The 19,457-nt window shown below is 72.9% G+C and carries 20 protein-coding genes; 9 read left to right on the forward strand and 11 right to left on the reverse strand.

All coding sequences use genetic code 11. The features are described from left to right. Nucleotides 1-22: 22 nt before the first annotated feature. On the forward strand, nucleotides 23-1,147 hold the full coding sequence (egtA, locus tag ACIBK1_RS24045) for an ergothioneine biosynthesis glutamate--cysteine ligase EgtA (RefSeq protein WP_030511607.1): 1,125 nt from the start codon (nucleotides 23-25) through the stop codon (nucleotides 1,145-1,147). Nucleotides 1,148-1,160: 13 nt separating this feature from the next. On the opposite strand, the gene ACIBK1_RS24050 is transcribed toward egtA, so the two are convergent. Further along, a complete protein-coding gene (locus ACIBK1_RS24050) occupies nucleotides 1,161-2,363 on the reverse strand; it encodes an RNA-guided endonuclease InsQ/TnpB family protein (protein WP_396737772.1) in 1,203 nt (400 codons plus the stop codon). Nucleotides 2,364-2,518: 155 nt separating this feature from the next. Here ACIBK1_RS24050 and egtB point away from each other — a divergent pair, with 155 nt between their 5' ends. The 3 genes from egtB to egtD are packed head-to-tail and all read left to right on the forward strand — an operon-like array spanning nucleotide 2,519 to nucleotide 5,528. Beyond that, nucleotides 2,519-3,829 (forward strand): ergothioneine biosynthesis protein EgtB, encoded by a 1,311-nt coding sequence (gene egtB / locus ACIBK1_RS24055; RefSeq protein WP_231514143.1) that lies wholly within the window; start codon nucleotides 2,519-2,521, stop codon nucleotides 3,827-3,829. Nucleotides 3,830-3,833: 4 nt separating this feature from the next. Next, nucleotides 3,834-4,535, forward strand: coding sequence for an ergothioneine biosynthesis protein EgtC (egtC, locus tag ACIBK1_RS24060; RefSeq protein WP_030511604.1), 702 nt, complete (start codon nucleotides 3,834-3,836; stop codon nucleotides 4,533-4,535). A 9-nt stretch (nucleotides 4,536-4,544) separates the two neighbouring features. Further along, a complete protein-coding gene (egtD, locus tag ACIBK1_RS24065; RefSeq protein WP_030511603.1) occupies nucleotides 4,545-5,528 on the forward strand; it encodes an L-histidine N(alpha)-methyltransferase in 984 nt (327 codons plus the stop codon). Nucleotides 5,529-5,548: 20 nt separating this feature from the next. On the opposite strand, the gene ACIBK1_RS24070 is transcribed toward egtD, so the two are convergent. The 3 genes from ACIBK1_RS24070 to ACIBK1_RS24080 all read right to left on the reverse strand — a co-directional run bounded on the left by ACIBK1_RS24070 (nucleotide 5,549) and on the right by ACIBK1_RS24080 (nucleotide 10,240). Continuing rightward, entirely contained in the window at nucleotides 5,549-6,895 is a 1,347-nt protein-coding gene (locus ACIBK1_RS24070; protein ID WP_051762565.1) for a sensor histidine kinase, read from the reverse strand. A 202-nt stretch (nucleotides 6,896-7,097) separates the two neighbouring features. After that, nucleotides 7,098-9,488 carry an ABC transporter permease gene (locus ACIBK1_RS24075; RefSeq protein WP_396737777.1) on the reverse strand — a complete coding sequence of 797 codons (2,391 nt, stop codon included), beginning with the start codon at nucleotides 9,486-9,488 and terminating at the stop codon, nucleotides 7,098-7,100. Next, entirely contained in the window at nucleotides 9,482-10,240 is a 759-nt protein-coding gene (locus tag ACIBK1_RS24080) for an ABC transporter ATP-binding protein (RefSeq protein ID WP_030511600.1), read from the reverse strand. The genes ACIBK1_RS24075 and ACIBK1_RS24080 overlap by 7 nt, the downstream gene beginning before the upstream one ends. Nucleotides 10,241-10,350: 110 nt before the next feature. Between ACIBK1_RS24080 and ACIBK1_RS24085 the strand changes: the two genes are divergently transcribed. After that, a complete protein-coding gene (locus ACIBK1_RS24085) occupies nucleotides 10,351-11,583 on the forward strand; it encodes a sensor histidine kinase (RefSeq protein WP_231514142.1) in 1,233 nt (410 codons plus the stop codon). Beyond that, on the forward strand, nucleotides 11,571-12,227 hold the full coding sequence (locus tag ACIBK1_RS24090; protein ID WP_396737781.1) for a LuxR C-terminal-related transcriptional regulator: 657 nt from the start codon (nucleotides 11,571-11,573) through the stop codon (nucleotides 12,225-12,227). Before ACIBK1_RS24085 ends, ACIBK1_RS24090 begins: the two co-directional genes overlap by 13 nt. A 37-nt stretch (nucleotides 12,228-12,264) precedes the next feature. Here ACIBK1_RS24090 and ACIBK1_RS24095 read toward each other — a convergent pair whose 3' ends face one another. The 4 genes from ACIBK1_RS24095 to ACIBK1_RS24110 form a co-directional block, all read right to left on the reverse strand. Next, the gene (locus ACIBK1_RS24095) at nucleotides 12,265-12,663 is read right to left on the reverse strand and encodes a PPOX class F420-dependent oxidoreductase (protein WP_030511597.1); all 399 of its coding nucleotides are present in this window, start codon (nucleotides 12,661-12,663) and stop codon (nucleotides 12,265-12,267) included. Between the two features lie 18 nt (nucleotides 12,664-12,681). Continuing rightward, complete coding sequence (locus ACIBK1_RS24100; protein ID WP_396737784.1) at nucleotides 12,682-13,341, reverse strand: DedA family protein; 660 nt, start codon at nucleotides 13,339-13,341, stop codon at nucleotides 12,682-12,684. A gap of 214 nt (nucleotides 13,342-13,555) precedes the next feature. Continuing rightward, nucleotides 13,556-14,203, reverse strand: coding sequence for a response regulator (locus ACIBK1_RS24105; protein ID WP_030511595.1), 648 nt, complete (start codon nucleotides 14,201-14,203; stop codon nucleotides 13,556-13,558). Then, nucleotides 14,200-15,321: a sensor histidine kinase gene (locus ACIBK1_RS24110; protein ID WP_396737788.1), complete on the reverse strand. Its 1,122-nt coding sequence runs from the start codon at nucleotides 15,319-15,321 to the stop codon at nucleotides 14,200-14,202. The genes ACIBK1_RS24105 and ACIBK1_RS24110 overlap by 4 nt, the downstream gene beginning before the upstream one ends. A gap of 110 nt (nucleotides 15,322-15,431) precedes the next feature. Here ACIBK1_RS24110 and ACIBK1_RS24115 point away from each other — a divergent pair, with 110 nt between their 5' ends. Further along, a complete protein-coding gene (locus tag ACIBK1_RS24115) occupies nucleotides 15,432-16,556 on the forward strand; it encodes an alpha/beta hydrolase family protein (protein ID WP_396737791.1) in 1,125 nt (374 codons plus the stop codon). A gap of 18 nt (nucleotides 16,557-16,574) precedes the next feature. On the opposite strand, the gene ACIBK1_RS24120 is transcribed toward ACIBK1_RS24115, so the two are convergent. Further along, entirely contained in the window at nucleotides 16,575-17,096 is a 522-nt protein-coding gene (locus ACIBK1_RS24120) for a DUF6789 family protein (protein ID WP_396737794.1), read from the reverse strand. Nucleotides 17,097-17,162: 66 nt separating this feature from the next. Between ACIBK1_RS24120 and ACIBK1_RS24125 the strand changes: the two genes are divergently transcribed. Beyond that, complete coding sequence (locus ACIBK1_RS24125; RefSeq protein ID WP_081904049.1) at nucleotides 17,163-17,474, forward strand: type II toxin-antitoxin system RelE/ParE family toxin; 312 nt, start codon at nucleotides 17,163-17,165, stop codon at nucleotides 17,472-17,474. After that, nucleotides 17,471-17,770: a helix-turn-helix domain-containing protein gene (locus ACIBK1_RS24130; protein ID WP_396737797.1), complete on the forward strand. Its 300-nt coding sequence runs from the start codon at nucleotides 17,471-17,473 to the stop codon at nucleotides 17,768-17,770. The genes ACIBK1_RS24125 and ACIBK1_RS24130 overlap by 4 nt, the downstream gene beginning before the upstream one ends. 23 nt (nucleotides 17,771-17,793) lie before the next feature. Here the strand turns inward: ACIBK1_RS24130 and ACIBK1_RS24135 are convergent, their stop codons facing one another. Then, nucleotides 17,794-18,747 (reverse strand): glycosyltransferase, encoded by a 954-nt coding sequence (locus ACIBK1_RS24135; RefSeq protein ID WP_396737800.1) that lies wholly within the window; start codon nucleotides 18,745-18,747, stop codon nucleotides 17,794-17,796. Nucleotides 18,748-18,821: 74 nt separating this feature from the next. Then, entirely contained in the window at nucleotides 18,822-19,382 is a 561-nt protein-coding gene (locus tag ACIBK1_RS24140) for a D-glycero-alpha-D-manno-heptose-1,7-bisphosphate 7-phosphatase (protein ID WP_396737803.1), read from the reverse strand. Between the last annotated feature and the right edge of the window lie 75 nt (nucleotides 19,383-19,457).

Consider the following 19,457-nt stretch of genomic DNA (forward strand, 5'->3'; position numbering starts at 1 on the left):
ACATCGGCCCGTTGGGGGGCGAATGACCGACGTGCAGAGGTACGCACGGGACTGCTTCCGCGGGGTCACCTCCGACCGGTTGGGCGTCGAGCTGGAGTTCCTGGTCTTCGACGCGGACAACCCCGTGCTTCCCGTCCCCATCGCCCGGATCGCGGGTGCGCTTCCCGCGCTCACGGGTGGCAGCCGGGTGACGTTCGAGCCGGGCGGGCAGCTCGAACTGTCCGCCCCGCCGGACGTCCTGCCCGCCGCTGTCGCGAAGCTCACCGCCGACGTCGACGCCGTACGGCTCGCGCTCGCGCGGGCCGGGCTGCGGCTGGGCGGCCGCGGCCTGGACACCCTGCGCCCCGCCGTACGGCAGTTACGAGAGCCCAGGTATGAGGCGATGGCCGCGTTCCTGGAGCGGCCGCACGGCCTGACGATGATGTGCTCGACGGCGTCGATCCAGGTCAACCTGGACTTCGGCGAGGATCCCCGGGCCCGCTGGGAACGCGCCCACGCGCTCGGCCCGGTGCTGGTGGCGGCCTTCGCCAACTCGCCCGCCGACGGGTGGGCCTCCGGCCGCCAGGCCGTGTGGGGCAGGCTCGACCCGAGCAGGACCGCGCCGGTCGCGCGGAACGGCGACCCGGCGGACGACTGGGCGCGCTACCTCCTCGACGCCCGCCTGATGCTGGTCCGGGACACCGGCGGTCTCCTGCCGGTCCTCGACGGCTCGGCGTTCCGCGACTTCGCCCGCGTGGCCGGGCGGCCACCCGGCGAGGACGACCTCGCCTACCACGCCACCACGCTCTTCCCGCCCGTACGGCCCCGGGGCTGGCTGGAGGTGCGCTACCTCGACGCGCAGGGGGCCGCCGAGTGGCCCGTGTGCGTGGCCGTCGTCCACGCGCTCGTCACCGACGACCGGGCCGCCGCGATCGCCATGGAGGCGGCCCGGCCGGTCGCCCACCGGTGGGCGGACGCCGCCCGTCTCGGTCTCGCCGACCCCGGCCTGCGCCGGTCCGCCTCGGCCTGCTTCCGCGCCGCCGCCGAGGCCCTGCCCCGCCTCGGGGCCGAGCCCGCGCTGGTCGCCCGGGTCCGCGCGTTCGCCTCTCGGCACATCGATTCCGGCCGGTCGCCGGCCGCCGATCAGATGGAGGAGATGTTCGCTTGACTTCCTCCCCCGCCTAAAGGCGAGGGATTCCCACCCTCACGGGCTGGGCTTCCTGCTTCACAGCCGACCGCCGAAGGGAGGACCCTTGCGGACTTACATCAGCTCCACAGGCAGACACCGCTCGACCAGCGGCCAGGATGTTCTTGGCGGCATTCACGTCCCGGTCATGCCGGGTACCGCAGGACGGGCACTGCCACGTCCGAGTGCTGAGCGAGAGCTGAGCGAGCAGGTGCCCGCACGCACTGCACGTCTTGGAGCTGGGATACCAGCGGTCGATCACGACCAGGGTCCGGCCGTACTTGGCGGTCTTGTACTCCAGTTGGCGGCGGAACTCGCCCCACCCGCAGTCGGAGATCGCCCTGGCCAGGCTGTGGTTGCGGACCATGCCTTTGACGTTGAGGTCTTCGATCACGATCAGGTCGTGGTCGCGGACCAGCCGTGTGGAGATGCGGTGCAGGAAGTCGGCGCGGGCGTCCCGCACCTTGGTGTGGGCGCGGGCGACCTTCGCCTTGGCCTTGGCCTGGTTCGCGCTGCCGCGCTGCTTGCGGGCCATCCTGCGCTGATAGCGGGCCAGGTTTCTGGCCTTGCATCCCAGATGGCGAGGGTTGGGGATCTTCTCACCGGTGGACAGGACGACGAAGTCGGTCACGCCGAGGTCGATTCCGGCCTGGCTGCCGGTGCACGGCAGCGGCTCAGGATCGGCATCGGCCTCCACGGCGAGAGAGGCGTACCAGCGGCCGGAAGGATCGCGCGAGACGGTCACCGTCGTCGGGTCGATCATGGCCGGGGCGACCTCCGGCCAGGACCACACGAACTCCAGCGGGCCGTCCATCTTCGCCAGGTGCAGTCGCCCATCCCGCCAGCGGAACGCCGACCGGGTGTAGGTCGCGGACTGGCGGCCATGGCGGGACTTGAACCGCGGATGGCGGGCGCGTCCTGCGAAGAAGTTCACAAAGGCCGTGTGCTGGTGCCGCAACGCTTGCTGCAGGGGGACGCTGGAGACCTCGTACAGGAAGTTATGGCCGCCGTCGCGTTTCGGCTCGGTCAGGTACCGGTCGGTCTGCACGTAGGAGGTCGTCGCGCCCTCGGCGCGGTAGCGGGCCTGCCGCCAGGCCAGGATCGTGTTCCAAACCAGGCGTACGCAGCCGAACGTGCGGTTCAGCACCGCTGCCTGTTCGGGGGTGGGGTAGATCCGCACCTTGTAAGCCGTACGCATGTTCGCATTTTACGGGCGCTTTGCCTAACTGTCAGCAGAAGGAGCAAAGTCGTGAGCGCTTCGTGCTCTGGGCTGTCCCAGCTCCGCCGGGCCACCCCGTGCGGGGTCCAGATTCCTCCCGGCCCTGAAGGACCGGGCTGCCTCCGGAGGTCTCGGTGACCGATCTCGACGCCGTCCTGGGCAACGCCGGCCCGACCGGCCTGAAGGAGCGGATCGCGGCCGAGCTCGCCGCCGTACGCGAGCGGTCGCTCGCCTACACCGACGCCGACGACGACATGCTCGTGCGCCAGCACTCGCCCCTCATGTCACCGCTGGTCTGGGACCTCGCGCACGTCGGCAACTACGAGGAGCTGTGGGTGCTGCGCGAGGTGGGCGGCATCGAGCCGCTGCGCCCGGAGATCGACCACCTCTACGACGCGTTCAAACACCCGCGCAAGGACCGGCCGTCGCTCCCGCTGCTCGGCCCGGCCGAAGCCAGGAAGTACATCTCCGGCGTGCGCGGCCGGGTGCTCGACGTGCTCGACATGGTGGACCTGGCCGCCCCCGATCCGCTGCGCTCCGGCGGCTACGTCTTCGGGCTGGTGCTCCAGCACGAGCACCAGCACGACGAGACCATGCTCGCCACGCTCCAGCTGTCCCGGCGGCCCGGCCTGGTGCGCGACGGCGAACTGCCGCCCGGCAGGCCCGCCGCCGAGCCCGAGGTCCACATCCCCGCCGGGGTCTTCACGATGGGCACCGACACCGTGGCCTGGGCGTACGACAACGAGCGGCCGGCCCACCGGATCTACCTGCCGGGCTACTGGATCGACCGCCGTCCCGTCACGAACGCGGCCTATCTGGAGTTCGTCGAGGACGGCGGCTACCGCGACCCGCGCTGGTGGCTGCCACAGGGCTGGGAGTGGGCCGAGCGCAACGGCGTGGAGGCCCCGCTGTACTGGACGCGCGACGGCGACACCTGGTGGCGGGTCCGGTTCGGCCGGGAGGAGCCCGTGCCGCCGGACGAGCCGGTGCAGCACGTCTCCTGGTACGAGGCCGACGCGTACGCCCGGTGGGCGGGCAAGCGCCTGCCGACCGAGGCCGAGTGGGAGAAGGCGTGCGGCGGCCGCACGTACCCCTGGGGCGAGGCCGATCCCGGCCATCTCGGGCGCTGGGCCAACCTCGGCCACCGCGCGGCCCGGCCCTCGCCCGCGGGGGCGTTCCCGGACGGCGCGAGCCCCTACGGCGTGGAGCAGCTCATCGGGGACGTGTGGGAGTGGACGGACTCCTGGTTCCAGCCCTATCCCGGCTACCGGTGCTTCCCCTACGAGGAGTACAGCAAGGTCTTCTTCGGGGAGACCTATCGGGTGCTGCGCGGCGGGTCGTGGGCCACCCATCCGTCCGCCGTCCGCACGACCTTCCGCAACTGGGACTACCCGATCCGGCGGCAGATCTTCGCCGGCTTCCGCTGCGCTCGCTCGGAGGAGTGAGGGAATGTGCCGCCACGCGGCGTGGCTGGGCCCGGTGCGGTCCCTGACCACGCTCATCAGCGACCCCGGACACGGCCTGCTGCACCAGTCGTACGCGCCGCGCCTGCAGAAGTACGGCACGGTGAACGCCGACGGGTTCGGCTTCGGCTGGTACGACGGGTCCCGGCCCGTGCGCTACCGCCGTACGGTGCCCGTCTGGTCGGATGCCAACATGCCCGGCCTCGCCGCGGCGGCCCGCTCGCACTGCCTGATCGCGGCGGTGCGGTCGGCCACGGTCGGGATGCCGATCGAGGAGACGGCCACCGCGCCGTTCGCCGACGGGCCCTGGCTGCTCAGCCACAACGGCAGGGTCGGGCGCGAGGCCGTCCGGCCCCTCGCGGCCGACGCGGAGAGCGTGTGCGACTCCGCGTGGCTCGCCGCGGCCGTGTTCACCCGGTTGCGGGACGGCCTGCCGCTCGCCGGCGTCCTGCCCGCCGTCGTCCGCGCGGCGTCGGAAGGCGACCCGGAGGCCCGGCTCAACCTGCTCGTGACGGGAGGTTCCCACCTGGCCGCCGTCGCGTGGGGCGACACGTTGTTCACACACCTGGAGGAGGGGGTGCTCGTCGCGAGCGAGCCGCTGGACGACCGGCCGGGCTGGCGGGCCGTGCCGGACCGGAGCCTGCTGCTCGCGTCCCCCGACGGCGTTTCGGTGACACCCATCGATTGAGAGGCGACCATGGTTACCGATCATCTCGGCGGCGACTATCTGCGCCAGGCTCTGGAGAACGACGTACGCACCGGGCTCACCTCGTCGCCCAAGTGGCTGCCCCCCAAGTGGTTCTACGACGCCGCGGGCAGCGAGCTGTTCTCCCGCATCACCCGGCTGGCGGAGTACTACCCCACCCGGCGCGAGCTGGAGATCCTGCGCCGCCGCGCGGTCGACGTCGCCGGTCTCACCCGGGCCGACACGCTCGTCGAGCTGGGCTCGGGCACGAGTGAGAAGACCGTGCTGCTGCTCGACGCGCTGGCCAACGCGGGCACGCTGCGGGCCTACACGCCGGTCGACGTGGACGAGGTCACGCTGGAGGCCGCGGCGGAGCGGCTCGCCGTACGCTATCCCGGCCTGGACGTGCGGCCGGTGCGTGCCGACTTCGAGCAGCACCTGGCGCTGCTGCCGAGGACCGGCAGGCGGCTGGTGGCCTTCCTCGGCGGCACGATCGGCAACCTCCCGCCCGCCGCGCGAGAGGTGTTCCTCAAGGAGCTGCGGGCCACGCTGCGGCCGGGCGACACCCTGCTGCTCGGCACCGACCTGGTGAAGGACAGAGGACGGCTGGTCGCGGCGTACGACGACCCGGGAGGCGTGACGGCCGCCTTCAACCGCAACGTGCTGCACGTGCTCAACCGGGAGCTGGACGCCGGGTTCGAGCCGGAGGCGTTCGAGCACGTCGCGCTGTGGGACGAGGACAACGAATGGATCGAGATGCGGCTGCGGGCCACCCAGCCCATGGAGGTCCCGCTCAGGGCGCTCGGCCTCACGGTCTCCTTCGCCGAGGGCGAGGAGACGCGCACGGAGATCAGCGCCAAGTTCCGCAGGGAGGGCGTGCTCGACGAGCTGTCCCGGGCCGGGTTCGCGGTCTGCCGCTGGTACACCGACAGCTCCGCCGACTTCGCGTTGACCCTGGCCGCCGCCGGGAGCGCCCGCCCTGGCGTGACCGGCTGAGCGTCACCGGCTGAGCAGCGTCACCGGCTGAGTTGGGGCGCGCTGCCCGCGGCCGCGGCGCCCGCGGGCAGCGGCAGGCGCATGACGAAGCATGCGCCGCGCGGGGAGTCCTCGACCCGCAGCGTCCCGTGGTGCGCGTCCGTCGTGACACGGCACAGGGCGAGGCCCAGCCCGGTGCCCTTGGGGTCGCGGCGGCGCCCGTCCTTCAGGCGGACGAACGGCTCGAAGACCCGCTCACGGTCCTCCGGCGCGATGCCGTCGCCGTCGTCGAGCACGGTGACGATCGCCTCGTCCCCGTCCCGCCTCACCATGACGTCGACCCTGCTGCACGCGTGGCGCTGCGCGTTGACCAGCAGGTTGGTCAGCACACTGCACAGCTGGACCCGGTTGCCGAGGACGATCACCTCGTCCTCGGCCTCGACGTGCACGGGCACGCCGCCGGTGCGGGCCGCGGCCTCCTCCCGCGCGAGCGTCCCGAGGTCCACCCGCTCGGGCTGGACCGCCGCGGCCGTGCGGACCCGGGCGACCGTGAGCATCTCGTCGATGATCGCCTGGCACCGCTCGGTGGTCCGCACCGCCGTGCGGATCGTTTCGTACGGGTCGGTCTCCTCACGGTAGAGCAGGGCCTCCTCCAGCTGCGTGCGCAGCCCGGCGAGCGGGGTCCGCAGCTCGTGGGAGACCATCGAGGCGAAGTGCCGCTGCTGGCGTACCGAGGTGTCGAGGCGGTCGAGGAAGCTGTTGGAGGCCCGTGCGAGCTCGGCGATCTCGTCGCGGCCGTGCGGCTGGGGGACGCGCAGGCTCGGGTCGCGCACGCTGATCTCGGTCCACCTCTCGCGAATCTCTCTGACCGGGCGCAGCGTGCGGCCCGCGACGCACCAGCTCGCCCAGGTCCATCCGGCGGTCATCAGCAGCACTCCGATCGCGATGAACAGCTCCAGCCGATGCGTGGCCAGGAGGCCGGGCTCGGCCCTCCCCGCGTACACGGCGTGCGGCTCCCCGTTCCAGAACAGCCGGGACTGCACAGGCAGGACGCGTACGGCGGTGAGCACGACGCACCGGTCCCCGTCCGGGCAGTCGATGCGGTACTGCAACCCGTCCTCGCCTTCAGGGAAGGGGGAGGTCAGCGGGGCCCGCCCGCTCGCCGCCCGGCTGGCGGTGATCACCCGGTTGCGGGAGTCGACGAGTTGCACCAGGTCCTCGTGCGCGGCCGGCGGCTCGGGGACGCCGTTGGGCCCCATCGAGGCGATCCAGTCGGTGGCCACCCGCTGGGTGTCTATGAAGAGATGGCTGTGGATCCGGTTGCGGACGGTGAGGTCCAGGCCGAACCCGATCACCGTGAGGACGAGGAGGGAGAGGACCGCGCTCATCAGGGCGGTCCTCGCCTGGATCGAGCGCGGGCGTAAAAGGGAAGGCATGTGCCAGCCCGCCATGACCCCTCCATCCGTGTTCGCAATGCAATGCTCAGGAAAAAAATGTTAATGAGGGATATCCGGAAAGTGGTCCTCCTGAACGTCTCGAATCGCAACCCTTGCGATAACAAGGCGAAGGATCGACGTTTGCTTTGCCTGATCAAGCATTTGCGCTGGTAGGCGGCTTGGAATGAGCACTTTTCAATGTGAAGGATGTTTTTCCTGAGATAACAGTGCTCGCTCCAGCGGCCAGGACGAGACAGGCGGCGACGACTGCCGCGACCGTGGGCCAGGGGACGACCAGGGGAACGGCCGCGCCGGACTTCTGCGCCAGCCCGGCGCGCATTCCGAGCAGCGCGGGAACGGCCACGGCGAGACCGAGCACGGCGCCGATTCCGGTGACGAGCGCCGCCTCGACGGCCGCCGCCGCGATCACCTGCCGCCGCGTCGCGCCGGACAGGCGCAGGACCGCGAACTCGCGCGCGCGTGCCGACGCCGCCATGACCTGCGTGTTGACGATCGCCAGGCCCGAGTATCCCGCCGAGACCCCGACCAGCAGGAGCGTGAACAGCCAGACCAGCCGGTCCTCCTCCGCCTGGTCGCCGGCCGCGCGGTCGGCGACGCTCACCGTCCTCGCCCCCGGGAAGACCATCCCGGCCGGCCGGGACACGTACGCCTCGGGGGTCAGCGCCGACGGGTCGTGCGCCCGCACCGTGTCCCTGGAGACCAGCACCTCCGCCGGCGCGCCGGACGGGACCGCCGCGATCCGCAGGCGCACCGTGCTGCCGTCCTCGAAGGTGAGCGGCACGACGTCTCCCTTGCGCCAGCCGTGGTCCCGGGCCACCCACTCGGAGACCGCCGCTTCGTCCCCGGCGAGGCCACCGTGGCCCAGCGCGGAGAGCGGCCGGTCGCCGTACACGGTGGTGGGCAGCGGGGCTGTGATCGCTCCGGGGGCCGACGCCGCCGCGAGCGCCGCGTCCGACAGGCCGGGGGCGCCGTCGGGCACGAGCACCGCCGCCGCGGAGGTGCTCGCCGCCCGCTCCGCCGTGTACGCCGCGGCGGTCGTGCGCACCATTCCCGTGACCAGCACGGCGAAGCCCACGGTCAGCAGCACCGGGGCCGCGGTGGCGGCGGTGCGCCGCACGGCGGTCATCGCGCTCCGCCCGGCCAGCATGCCCACGGCCGGCCGGGAGATCGGCCACGAGAAGCCGCGGACGAGCGGCGGGAAGACGACCGGCGCGAGCAGGGTGAGCCCGGCGATCAGCGCCATCGCGGCGAGCAGGACGTCGTTGACCAGGGCGTCCTCGCCGGCGGAACCGCTCGCCACCGCCAGGGCCAGACCGCCCGCGACCGACACGACGCCCGCGATCCACCGCACGCGCGTCATCGGCGTGCCGCCCGCCGCGTGGTCGCGAAGGGCCTCCAGTGGGCGGACGCGGGCGGCCCGGCCCGAGGCGGACCAGGCGCCGAGCAGGCCCGCCGTGATCCCGGCCACGACCGCCGCCGCCACGGGCAGCGGGGTGAACCGCACGCCGAACGACTCGGGCTCGAAGCCCGCGGCGACGAGCACCCCGCCCACGGCGGGCGCGACGGCCGCGCCCAGCAGCGCCCCGGCCGCGGCGGCGACGACGCCCACGGCGAGCGCCTCGCCGTACACGATCAGCCGCACCTGCCGCGGGGTCGCGCCGACCGCCCGCAGCAGGCCGAACTCCCGGCGCCGCTGCGTGACCCGGAACGCGAACGTGGAGGCCACCACGAACACCGACACGAACCCGCCGAGCAGCGCCATCGCGGTCAGCACCTGCATGCCGATCCAGCGGGTCCGCGCGTCGGCCGCGGGCTCGGCCGCCGCCCGGTCCGGCCCCGCCAGCACCCGCCCGGACCCGCCGACGACGCCGAGCACGGCGCGCCGCACGGCGGCCCGTACAGCGGCAGGGTCCGCCCCCGGCCGGGTGAGCAGTCCGATGACGCGCACGCCGCCTCCGAGACGCGCGGCCTCGCCGTCCGAGACGTACGGCCCGGGACCGTCGGTGAGCCCGCTGACCGTGTACGGCGCGGGGCCCCTGGCGGTCAGCAGCGTGACGGGTGAGCCGGGTGCGAGTCCGAGCGCGCGATCGAGCACCACCTCTCCGGCACGGACCGGCGGCCTGCCCGCCACCGGCCGGTGCGGCGCCAGGGCCGCGGTGCTCCAGCCCCGTGCCTCGTGCGCGCCGGCCGGCCTGCCCCGGACGACGGCCTGGGCGTAGAAGGCGCGGTCGGGGACGGCCGCCGCCACGCCGGGCACCGGCGTCAGCGCGCGGACCAGCGCCTCCACCGTCTCCGGGGACCAGGGCCGGTTCTCGGCGAAGGCGTTGTCGTCCCCGGGCACGCCGGGGGTGTGCACGAGCAGGGGCGCGGCGGCGTACCGGGCGGGCACCCGCGGGCCCGCCGACGTCAGCAGCAGCGCGCTCGCGGTGAGGACCGCGGCGCCGAGGCAGAGCGCGACGAAGGTGCCCGCGAGCCCGGTCCACCGGCTCCGGAGCAGAGAACGGAGCAGAGACGGGGTCAGCATGCCTCCTCCAGGAGGGCCATGCGGGCGGCGATCTCGGCGGCGCTCGACCGCCCGAGCTCCCCCGCGAGCCGGCCGTCGGCCAGCAGCACGACCCGGTCCGCGTACGCCGCGGCGGCGGGGTCGTGCGTGACCATGACGACGGTCTGCCCGTGGGCGTCGACCAGCGCGCGCAGGAGTTCCATGACCACGCGGGACGCGGCCCGGTCGAGCGCGCCGGTCGGCTCGTCGGCGAAGAGCACGGCGGGCCCGGTTCCTCGCGCCCGGGTGATGAGTGAACGGGCGATCGCCACCCGCTGCCGCTCGCCGCCGGACAGCTCGGCGGGCCGGTGCCCGCCCCGCCGGTCAAGGCCGACCCGGGCGAGCGCGTCGCGCACCTCGTCAGGGCCGGGGCGGCGCCCGGCCAGGCGGAGGGGGAGCGCCACGTTCTCCTCCGCGGTGAGCGCGTCGACCAGGTTGTAGTCCTGGAATACGAAGCCGATCCTTTCCCGGCGCAGCAGGGTGAGCGCCTTCTCGCTCAGCGGGCCGAGGTCGGTGTCGCCGATCAGCACGGCGCCGGACGCCGGCCGGTCGAGCCCGGCGGCGCAGTGCAGCAGCGTGGACTTGCCGGAGCCGGAGGGCCCCATCACGGCGGTGAAGGTGCCCTGGCCGAAGCCGAGGGTCACGCCGTCGAGAGCGGTCACCGCGCTGGGCCCGGTGCCGTACACCACGCGGACCGCGTCGAGCAGGACCGCCTGCCCGGTTGTCTGTGTCATGTCGCTCAGCCAATCGGCGGCGGGGCCGCGAGGCACTGGCGCTGGGGCGAGAACCGGGGGTATCCCCAGCACTACCGACATCGGCGCGCCCAGCGGTTAGCGTCGGTGCCGTGGCCACCCCGCTCCTCGCCTCCGCCTCCGCCCCCGCTCCCGTGCCCCTGGTGCCCCGGACCGCGCTGGACGCGCTCGCCGGGCCGCCGCAGCGTTTCCTCGCCTCGGCCTGGCCGTGGAGGTCTCTGGCATACCTGCTGGCCGGGGTCGTCCCCGGCCTGGCCTTCGCCGCCGTCCTGGCGCCCGTCCGCGCGGTGGGGGGCCTGCTCTCCGTGCCGCTGTCCCTGGGGGTGGCCGCGCTGCTGCTGACGCCCGTGGCCCGGTTCGAGCGGTGGCGGATGCGCCTCGTTGACCGGCAGCCGGTGCGCGGACTGCCGGACGGCTGGTGGCCGGGGTGGCGCGAGGCGGGGCACGCCGTCGTGGCGCTGGTCGCGCTCTGGTGGGCCGACCTGCTGCTGGTGGCGGCCGCGATCGCCGGGCCTGTGGTGCTGATCCTCTCCCCGCTCGTGCAGCCGACCGCTCCCGAAGGCGAGGCCACGCTGGGGGAGACCTTTCTCGGATCGGCCGTCGGGCTGCTGCTGGTGCCCGTCGCGGCGTACACGGTGGCCGCCTGGGCGGGCGCCCGGGCGGCGATGGCGCGGGCGATGCTCGTGCCGCAGGAGGCCGAGATGCGGGAGATCGCGCGCTCCCGCACGCGGCTGGTGGACGCCTTCGAGGCCGAGCGCCGCCGCATCGAGCGCGACCTGCACGACGGCGCGCAGCAGCGGCTCGTCGCGCTGTCGATGAAACTCGGCCTGGCCGGGCTCGACCTTCCGCCGGGCTCGCCCGCGGCCGTGCGGCTCGACGAGGCGCGCGAGCTGGCCGGTCAGGCGCTCGCGGAGCTGCGCGAGCTGATCCGCGGCGTCCATCCGCAGGTGCTCGCCGACCGCGGGCTGCCCGCCGCCGTACGCGATGTGGCCGGCAGGTCGCCGGTGCCCGCGCGGGTGGACGTCGAGCTCGACCGGCGGCCGCCCGAGCGGGTGGAGGCGGCGGCCTACTACGTCGCCTGCGAGGCGCTGGCGAACGTGGCCAAGCACAGCGGGGCCGGTTCCTGCGCGGTGCGCGGCCGGCTGCGCGGGGACAGCCTCGTGCTGGAGATCGCCGACGACGGGCGCGGGGGAGCGGACCCGGCGCGCGGCACCGGCCTGACCGGGCTCGCCGACCGGGTGTCGGCCGTCGGGGGCGCGCTGACCGTCGAGAGCCCGTACGGCGGCCCGACCACGGTGAGGGCGGAGTTTCCGTGCGCGTGGTGATCGCCGAAGACTCGGTGCTGCTCAGGGAGGGCCTCGCCGGCCTGCTCGAACGGTTCGGGCACAGCGTCGTCGCGGCCGTCGGCGACGCCCCCGGGCTGATCGAGGCGGTCGCCGGGCAGGACCCGGACGTCGTCGTCGCCGACGTGCGCATGCCGCCCGGCTACAGCGACGAGGGGCTGCGGGCCGTGCTGGAGCTGCGGGCGGCGCGGCCGTCCCTCGCGGTGCTGGTCCTCAGCCAGTACGTCGAGCAGACCTACGCCGCCGAGCTGCTCGACCAGACCCGCTCCCCGGGCGGGGGCGGCGTCGGCTACCTGCTGAAGGACCGCATCGGCGACGTCACGCAGTTCGCCGACGCGGTGGCCACGGTCGCGGGCGGCGGCACGGTGATCGACGCCGAGGTCGTCAGGCAGTTGCTGCGCGGGCGGCGCGACCCGGTGGCCCGGCTCACGCCGCGCGAGCGCGAAGTGCTCGCGCTCGTCGCGGAGGGACGGTCCAATGCCGCGATCGCCCGCGCGCTGTTCGTCTCCGAGGCGGCGGTCGCCAAGCACATCGCGAGCATCCTGGCCAAGCTCGACCTGCCCCCGGACGCCGACGACCACCGCCGGGTGCTCGCCGTGCTCGCCTACCTGCGCGCCGCCGTGTGAGCGGGACCCCGGCGCCGCCGCCGCACAGGGCGCCCGGTCAGCGGCCGGCGCTGAAGACGACCTTCTCGGGCACGACGCGCACGGTGATGCGCTGCTCTCCCGGCTGCCGGTAGGGGTAGGCGTCCACGCCGAGGTACTTCTTCGCCAGGCCGTCGATGACCGCGTCCGCGCCTTCGAGCTCCAGTTCGGCGGTGCCCGAGACGCTGACGAAGCGGAAGGCGTTCTCCGGGTCGAGCACGCTGACCGACACCCGGGGGTCGGCCCGCAGGTTCCGCTCCTTCGCCCGCCCCACGGCGGTGTTGAAGATCACCGTGTCTCCGTCGTAGTCGACCCACACCACGGTGTTGTGCAGCGATCCGTCCGGCCGGACCGTCGTCACCCAGGCGTGGACCGGTTCCTTCAGCAGAGCCACGGCGTTCTCGTCGAGCTTGCTCATCTGCTCCTCCTCGGTCGGTCAGCGCTGCCGTGAATCGGCGGCAGACACGAGATCACATTCTTCCCCTGTCGACGGGGTGGGAGGACGATCGAGGGAGAGCCGGGCGGCGCGTCGTCTCCTGAGCCATCTCACCACCTCGACGACCACGGTGATCGACAGCACGATGCCGAGGCCGAGGAGCAGGCCCTTGATCGGGTCGTTCTCGAACGCCATCCCGCCGAAGAAGCCGATCAGCCCGGAGTACACCGCCCACGAACCCGCCGCGATCGCGTCGAAGAACGTGAACGAGCGCAGCGGATACCGTACGGCGCCCATGGTGACCGTGGTCGCGGTGCGCCCGCCGGGGATGTACCTGGCCACGACCAGGACGAGCCCGCCCCGCTCGGCCAGCGCCTTCCGCGCCCAGACGAACGGCTTCTTCTCCCGCAGCCTGCCCGCCGACCTGCTGCCGATCAGATAGGAGACGTGGTCACCCGCGCACGCGCCGAGGGCCGCGACCACGATGACCAGGGCCAGGTTGGTCTCGCCCGACGCGGCGAACACCGCGGCGGTGATCACCGAGGTCTCGGCCGGCACGACGGGGAAGAACCCGTCGAGCAGCGCCAGGGCGAACAGCGCCACGTACAGCCAGGGCGATGACATCACCTGCTGGACCAGGTCGAGGATGGCGTGCGTCATGAGCGTGACTCCGATCGTTGGACACCCGTACACCGTGTCGGCCTGTCGGCGTCGAGGACATCCGGGAGATCCCGGATCGGACGCGGGCCCGTCCCTCACACAGGGGTCGGGGCCGACACGCCACGAAGCTAGACAGTCCGCGGGTCACGGCACATCGGACGATCGGCAGACGTCACCCCCTACTTTCGTCGCGTAAGGGGTCCCGGCCCGGGCGTCACCCGAGGTCGGCGTCGTGGACGAGGATCGCCGCCTGCACCCTGTTGGCCAGGCCCAGCTTGGCGAGCAGCCGGCTCACGTGCGCCTTGACGGTCGGTTCCGACAGCTTCAACTCCCGCCCGATCTCGGCGTTCGACAGGCCGCGTGCCAGCGCCCTGACCACGTCCTCCTCCCTGGCCGTGAGGGCGGCGAGCCGCTGACGCGCGACCTCGGCACGCGAGGGCGCCTTGTGCGCGAACGAGCCGAGGAGCCGTTTGAGCACGGATGGCGAGAGCATCGCGTTGCCCTCGGCGACCGTGCGGACCGCGGCGATCAGTTCACGTGGCGGGGTGTCCTTGAGCAGGAACCCCACGGCGCCGAGACGCAGCGCCTCGTGGACGTACTCGTCCAGGTCGAAGGTGGTCACCATGACCACCTTCGGGGGGCCGGCGGCGCGCAGAAGCCGTCCCGTGGCGGTCAGGCCGTCCATGCCGGGCATCCGGACGTCCATGAGCACGACCTCGGGCCTGAGCCGGGCGGCCGCGCCGATCGCCTCCTCGCCGTCGCGTGCCTCGCCGACGACCACCACGTCGCCCGCCGCCTCCAGGATCATCCGCAGCCCCGACCTGACCAGCGCCTCGTCGTCGACGATCAGTACGCGGATCATGCGGCGGGAATCCTCGCCCGTACCTGGAAACCGCCGTCGTACGGGCCGGCCTCCAGGGTCCCCCCGAGCAATTCGACACGTTCGCGCAGGCCGACCAGGCCCCAGCCGGACTTCGGAAGTTCCTCGCGTGCGGCGGACGGCGCGTTGCGGATGACGATCTCCAGACCGGTGGGCAGGTAACGGACGGCCACGTCGGTCTCGGCGCCGCCCGCGTGCTTGTGCACGTTGGCCAGCGCCTCCTGCACCACCCGATAGGCGGTGCGTTCCGCGGACTGCCCGATCGGGCGGGCCTGGCCCTCGTCACGCCGGTTGACCACGAGGCCGAGAGCGCGAGACTGCGCGAGCAGCCGGTCGAGGTCGGCCAGTGTGGGCTGCGGGTCGCGGGAGGCGTCCTGAGCGCGCAGGACGCCGAGCACCTCGCGCAGGTTGCTCAGCGCCTCCCTGCCGACGTCGCCGATCAGAGCGGCCGCCTTGGCCGTGCGCTCGTCCGGCGCGCCGACCTCCAGCGCGCCGGCGTGCAGGACCATCAGCGACACCCGGTGCGCGACCGCGTCGTGCATCTCCCGCGCGATGCGGGCGCGTTCCTGGGCGCGTGCCTGATCCGCGCGCAGGACCTGTTCCCGCACCAGTTGTTCGGCTCGCTCGCGCATGGCCACGAGCACCTGCCGTCTGGCGTGGCTCCACAAGCCGGCCACCAGCGGAAGCCCGACCAGCGCACCGCCCAGGATGAGCACGTTCGGCGAAGAGCCCATCGCCAGCGCCCGGTGGCCGCCGCTCAGGGAGGAGACCACCCCGCCCAGCGCCCACACCGCGGACGCGCCGGCCGCGTAGAGCCACAGGGCCCGGCGGCGCCCCAAGTGCAGGCCCGCGTAGTAGGAGGCCACCACCGCCGGCGGCCACATGGCCGGCCAGACGTAGGCGACGGCCGCCATCACGGTCACCGGCCAGACCGAACGCCGGGCGACGACGGCGGCCGCCCCCGCGGCCGCGGCGATCGTCAGGGCCACCGGGGCGGGCAGCGTCGTCGCGACGCCGGCCCAGCCGTACGCGGAGCCCGCGCAGAGCAGGAACACCGCGGCGCCGAGCGCCCACGGCAGGGCCCGATCCAGGATGTTCACGCTCAGAGGCTATTGCTGCGTCCGGCGGGGCGACCCCCTACGAAAGTCGCGCACGTCGCGTGACCTTCGCAGGGGACGGTACGGCGGCGCCGCCCGGCAGGGTGACGGGCATGAGACATCTCCTGATCGCCGGCGTGATCGCCCTGGCTCCGCTGACCGGCGGCACCTCCGCCGCCCCCGCCGCCACCGCCGCCGCCACCAAGCCCGCCCTGCCCGCTCCGACCGGGCGTTACGCGGTCGGACGGTCCGACGTCCACCTGGTCGACTCCCATCGGCCCGACCCCTGGGTGGACGGCAGGCCGCGAGAGCTGATGGTCTCCCTCTGGTATCCGGCCGTGAAGGCGAAGGGCCCGACCGCGCCGTACGTCACCCCGCAGGAGTCGGCGCTGATCCTCAAGGGATTCCCCCAGCTGAAGGACCTCCCGCCGGACACGCTCACGAAGACGAGGACGTACGCCCGCGCCGACGTGCCCGCGCTGGCGAAGAGAGGTGGATGGCCGCTGGTGGTCATGTCGCCCGGCATGACCATGCCACGGGCCACGCTGACCTCGCTGGCCGAGGAGTTCGCCAGCCGGGGCTACGTGGTCGCGGGCATCGAGCACACCTACGAGTCGGTCGCCACCACCTTCCCCGGCGGCAGGACCGTCACGTTCGAGGCCGGTGCGGGTGGTCAGACCACGGAGCTGGGGGAGAAGGTCGCCCGGGTGCGGGCGGCGGACACGACCTTCGTGCTGGACCGGCTGGAGCGGACGAGGCGCTGGAACCGGCTGATCGACGAGCGCAGGATCGCGATGGTCGGGCACTCGGTCGGCGGCCAGAGCGCGGCCCACCTGCTCGCCGTGAGCGATCGGATCACGGCCGCGGTCAACCTGGACGGCTCCTACAACCCCACGACTCCCGCCAAGCCGATCACCAAGCCGTTCATGATGATCGGCAACCCTCGGCAGCAGCCGGTCGCCGGCGGGGAGCCGAAGTCGTGGGACCTGTTCTGGCCCCATGTCACCGGCACGTGGAAGCGCTGGCTCACCGTCACCGGTGCCGAGCACGTGAGCTTCGTCGACTACGCGGTGCTCGGGCCGCAGCTCGGCATGCAGGTCGCCCCGATGAACGGTGAGCGATCCCTGCGGATCACCCGGGACTACGTCACCGCCTTTCTCGACACCCACCTGAAGGGCGAGCGACGGCCGCTGCTGGACGGGCCGTCGGCCAAGTATTCGGAAGTCGGCTTCTGGTAGCCGGACGAGCGGGCCGGATCAGCGTGCGGAGACCGGCTCGGGGGTGGGCATGACGCGCCGGACCTGCTCGCGCATGCGAGGCGCGAGTTCGGCGGTCATCGGCGCCTTCTCGGTACGCAGCCGGTTGAGCGCGAAGGCGAGCGCGGTGCCCCACAGCAGGTGTCCCGCCAGCAGCGCGGCCTGGCGGCCGGGGCGGTCCTTCGGGACGGGCGGGTACGCGCCGACGCTCGGCGCCAGGCCCTGGTAGCCGAAATACCACACCAGCAACCCGTACGCCGTGCCGATCGGAACGGGCACCCGCTGCCCCGCCGACAACAGGCCCAGCACCGAACCGCAGGAGGAGCCGAACGCGAAGTGCGCGATCGTGCCGAGCACGTTCTCGCCCCTCCTGGGCTTGTCCCGCCCGGGAAGGGTCAGCCGCGCGAACCGCCGCGGTGGCGGCTCCTCCAGCAGGCCGGCCCTGTCCGCGGCCATCAGCATCGCGCTGTACACGGCCGTCGCGAGCGCGCCGCCGACGGCGCCGTTCACCAGGTTGCGCATCATGAGGAGCCTTTTCCCACCCGGACCGGATCACCTGCCCTCGCGGTGCCCCGTTCTCGGTAAACAATCAAGGTCCCGCCTCGGCCGGGAGCGGCGCCTACGTCTGATGGCGGCCCCGCAGGGGAGCATGCGGTGCACACCAAGGCTTTACGGGACGGAGTGCGAGAACTGCGAGTCATTCTCGGGGAGACCTCGTGGAGGATCAGCTACTGGTTGCCTTCAGGGCGGGGGAGGGTGATCGTGCTTCTCACGGTGTTCCAGAAAACCCGGGAGGGGCCTCAGCATGACGATGTCGAGCGTGCGGTGAAGGCCAAGCAGATTTGCGAGGCGACTCATCTCGACGCGACTACGCATCTGTTTGAAAGGAGCGGATCATGACGGGACACAGCAGGTGGAAGACGCTGAGGACTGCCAGCCTGCGGGAGGAGGCGGCTGAGCATCCCGAATACATCCAGGCTGGGCTGGATCTACAGCTCGGCGACATGATCCGTTCCCGGCGAATCGAGCTGGGTCTGACGCAGGCCGAAGTGGCCCGGCGGGCCAATATCAGTCAGCCGGCCCTGTCGCGTATCGAGGGCGGCGGCGGTGTGCCCACACTGGCCATGCTGGACCGTCTCGCCAGAGCGATGGAGACCACGTTCACCATCACCGTGGCGCGGAATGCTGCTGCCTGATCGTCCCGGGGTCGGTTGACGGGTCATTCGGGGACGATGGTGGTGAGCAGGGTGTCCCAGGCGGTGAGGAAGCGGTCGAGGTTGTATCGGGCCAGTGCGGCCGAGCGGGCGGCCTTGCCCGCTTGGACGGCGAGCTCGGGTTCGTTGGCGAACTGGTTGAGTGCCTGTAGCAGCGTGGGCAGTTTGGTGGAGACGATTCCGGCCTCCGGCGGCACGGCCTCCACGGCTTCGGTGGTGGCGAGCGCGACGACCGGCATGCCGATCATCATGGCCTCGATGAGTGACAGGCCGAGCGAGGTCCAGCGGTAGGGGTGCAGGTAGACCCGGCGGCGGGCCAGCTCGGCGTGCATGGCGGCCTGCGGCAGGTCTTCGAACGCCTCCATCTCCCCGGCCAGGCCGAGTTTGGCGGGCAGGTTGGTGACCTTCATGCCGAACACGTCGAGCGGGGTCGCGGCGGCGAACGTGGGCAGCAGGTCGGTGCCCGCGACCCGCCAGCGCCTGATCGGTTCGTTGACGACCACGCCGGCACGGGGCAGTTCGCCGGTGTAGAGGTAGCCGGGGTCGACGACGCCGTGCTCGATGACGTGGGTGGGGGCGCGGCCGGAGTCCCAGAACAGGTCGTTGAAGTGGGTGACGTGGACGATCGGGATGTCGTCGCGGTCGGCCAGCGGATGACGGGTCTTGGGCACGTCCCCCGCGGGCGTGTTGTGCTCGACGTAGACGCCGGGCACGTCGCGCCCCAGCCATTCGCGGGCCAGGTCGAGCTCGTGCGGCCGCTGGTAGACGACCACGTCGACGTCCTCGCCGGCCAGCCGGTCGTACGGCACCTCCCGCACGGTGCCGGGCCAGGGATAGGTGTCGGCCCGGCCTCGCCCGTCCGGCCCCCGGTCGGGGGTGAGCGGCACCAGATAGTCGTGCCGTCCATGCACGAAAGAGGTGGTCCACGAGCCGTGGACATGCCAGACCATGATCTTCATCGCGTCGCTCCCCGTTCTGCCGACCTCGGAACACCGTGCCCTCCGCCCGCGGGCGCCTCACCCATCTGCCCTGGTCATGCCCCTTCATCCTCAGCTCTGAGCTGAATTCCCCCGAGCACCAGATCGACGGCCGCGGCGAGGTCGGGCGCCACCTCGGGGGCGGCCGCGACCTCCTCGGGCAGCGTCACCGGGGTCGGCACGAGGATGCCCCGGGCGCCGGCGGCGCGAGCGGCCTCGACGTCCCGGCCGATGTCGCCGATCACCACGCAGTCCTCCGGACGTACGCCGAGCCGCCGGGCCGCGCGCAGCACGAGACCGGGCGCGGGCTTGCGGCAGTCGCAGCGGTCGCCGTCGTCGTGCGGGCAGACCTCCCACACGTCGAAGGGGCCGAGCAGCGCGTCCACCCGGTCGTTGACGGCGCGCAGGGCCTCCGGGGCGATCAGGCCCTTGGCGACTCCCGACTGGTTGGTCACGATCCCGACCGGGACGCCCTCCGCGCGCAGCCGGTCGAGCACGGTCCTGGCCCCGGCGACGGGCTCCACCCGCTCAGGATCACTGTTGTAAGGAACGTCGTGAATGAGCGTTCCGTCACGGTCGAAAAGCACCGCGGCGGGTGGACGGGCGGGCTGGGACACGAGCGACCTCCTGCGTGAATCGCCCGCCGGGCTACCCGGGGGACAGATCGGCAAACACCGCCACGACTCCGCCCA

Origin of the sequence: Microbispora rosea, assembly GCF_044460045.1 — a bacterium.
In the GTDB taxonomy this organism is placed as follows: domain Bacteria; phylum Actinomycetota; class Actinomycetes; order Streptosporangiales; family Streptosporangiaceae; genus Microbispora; species Microbispora rosea.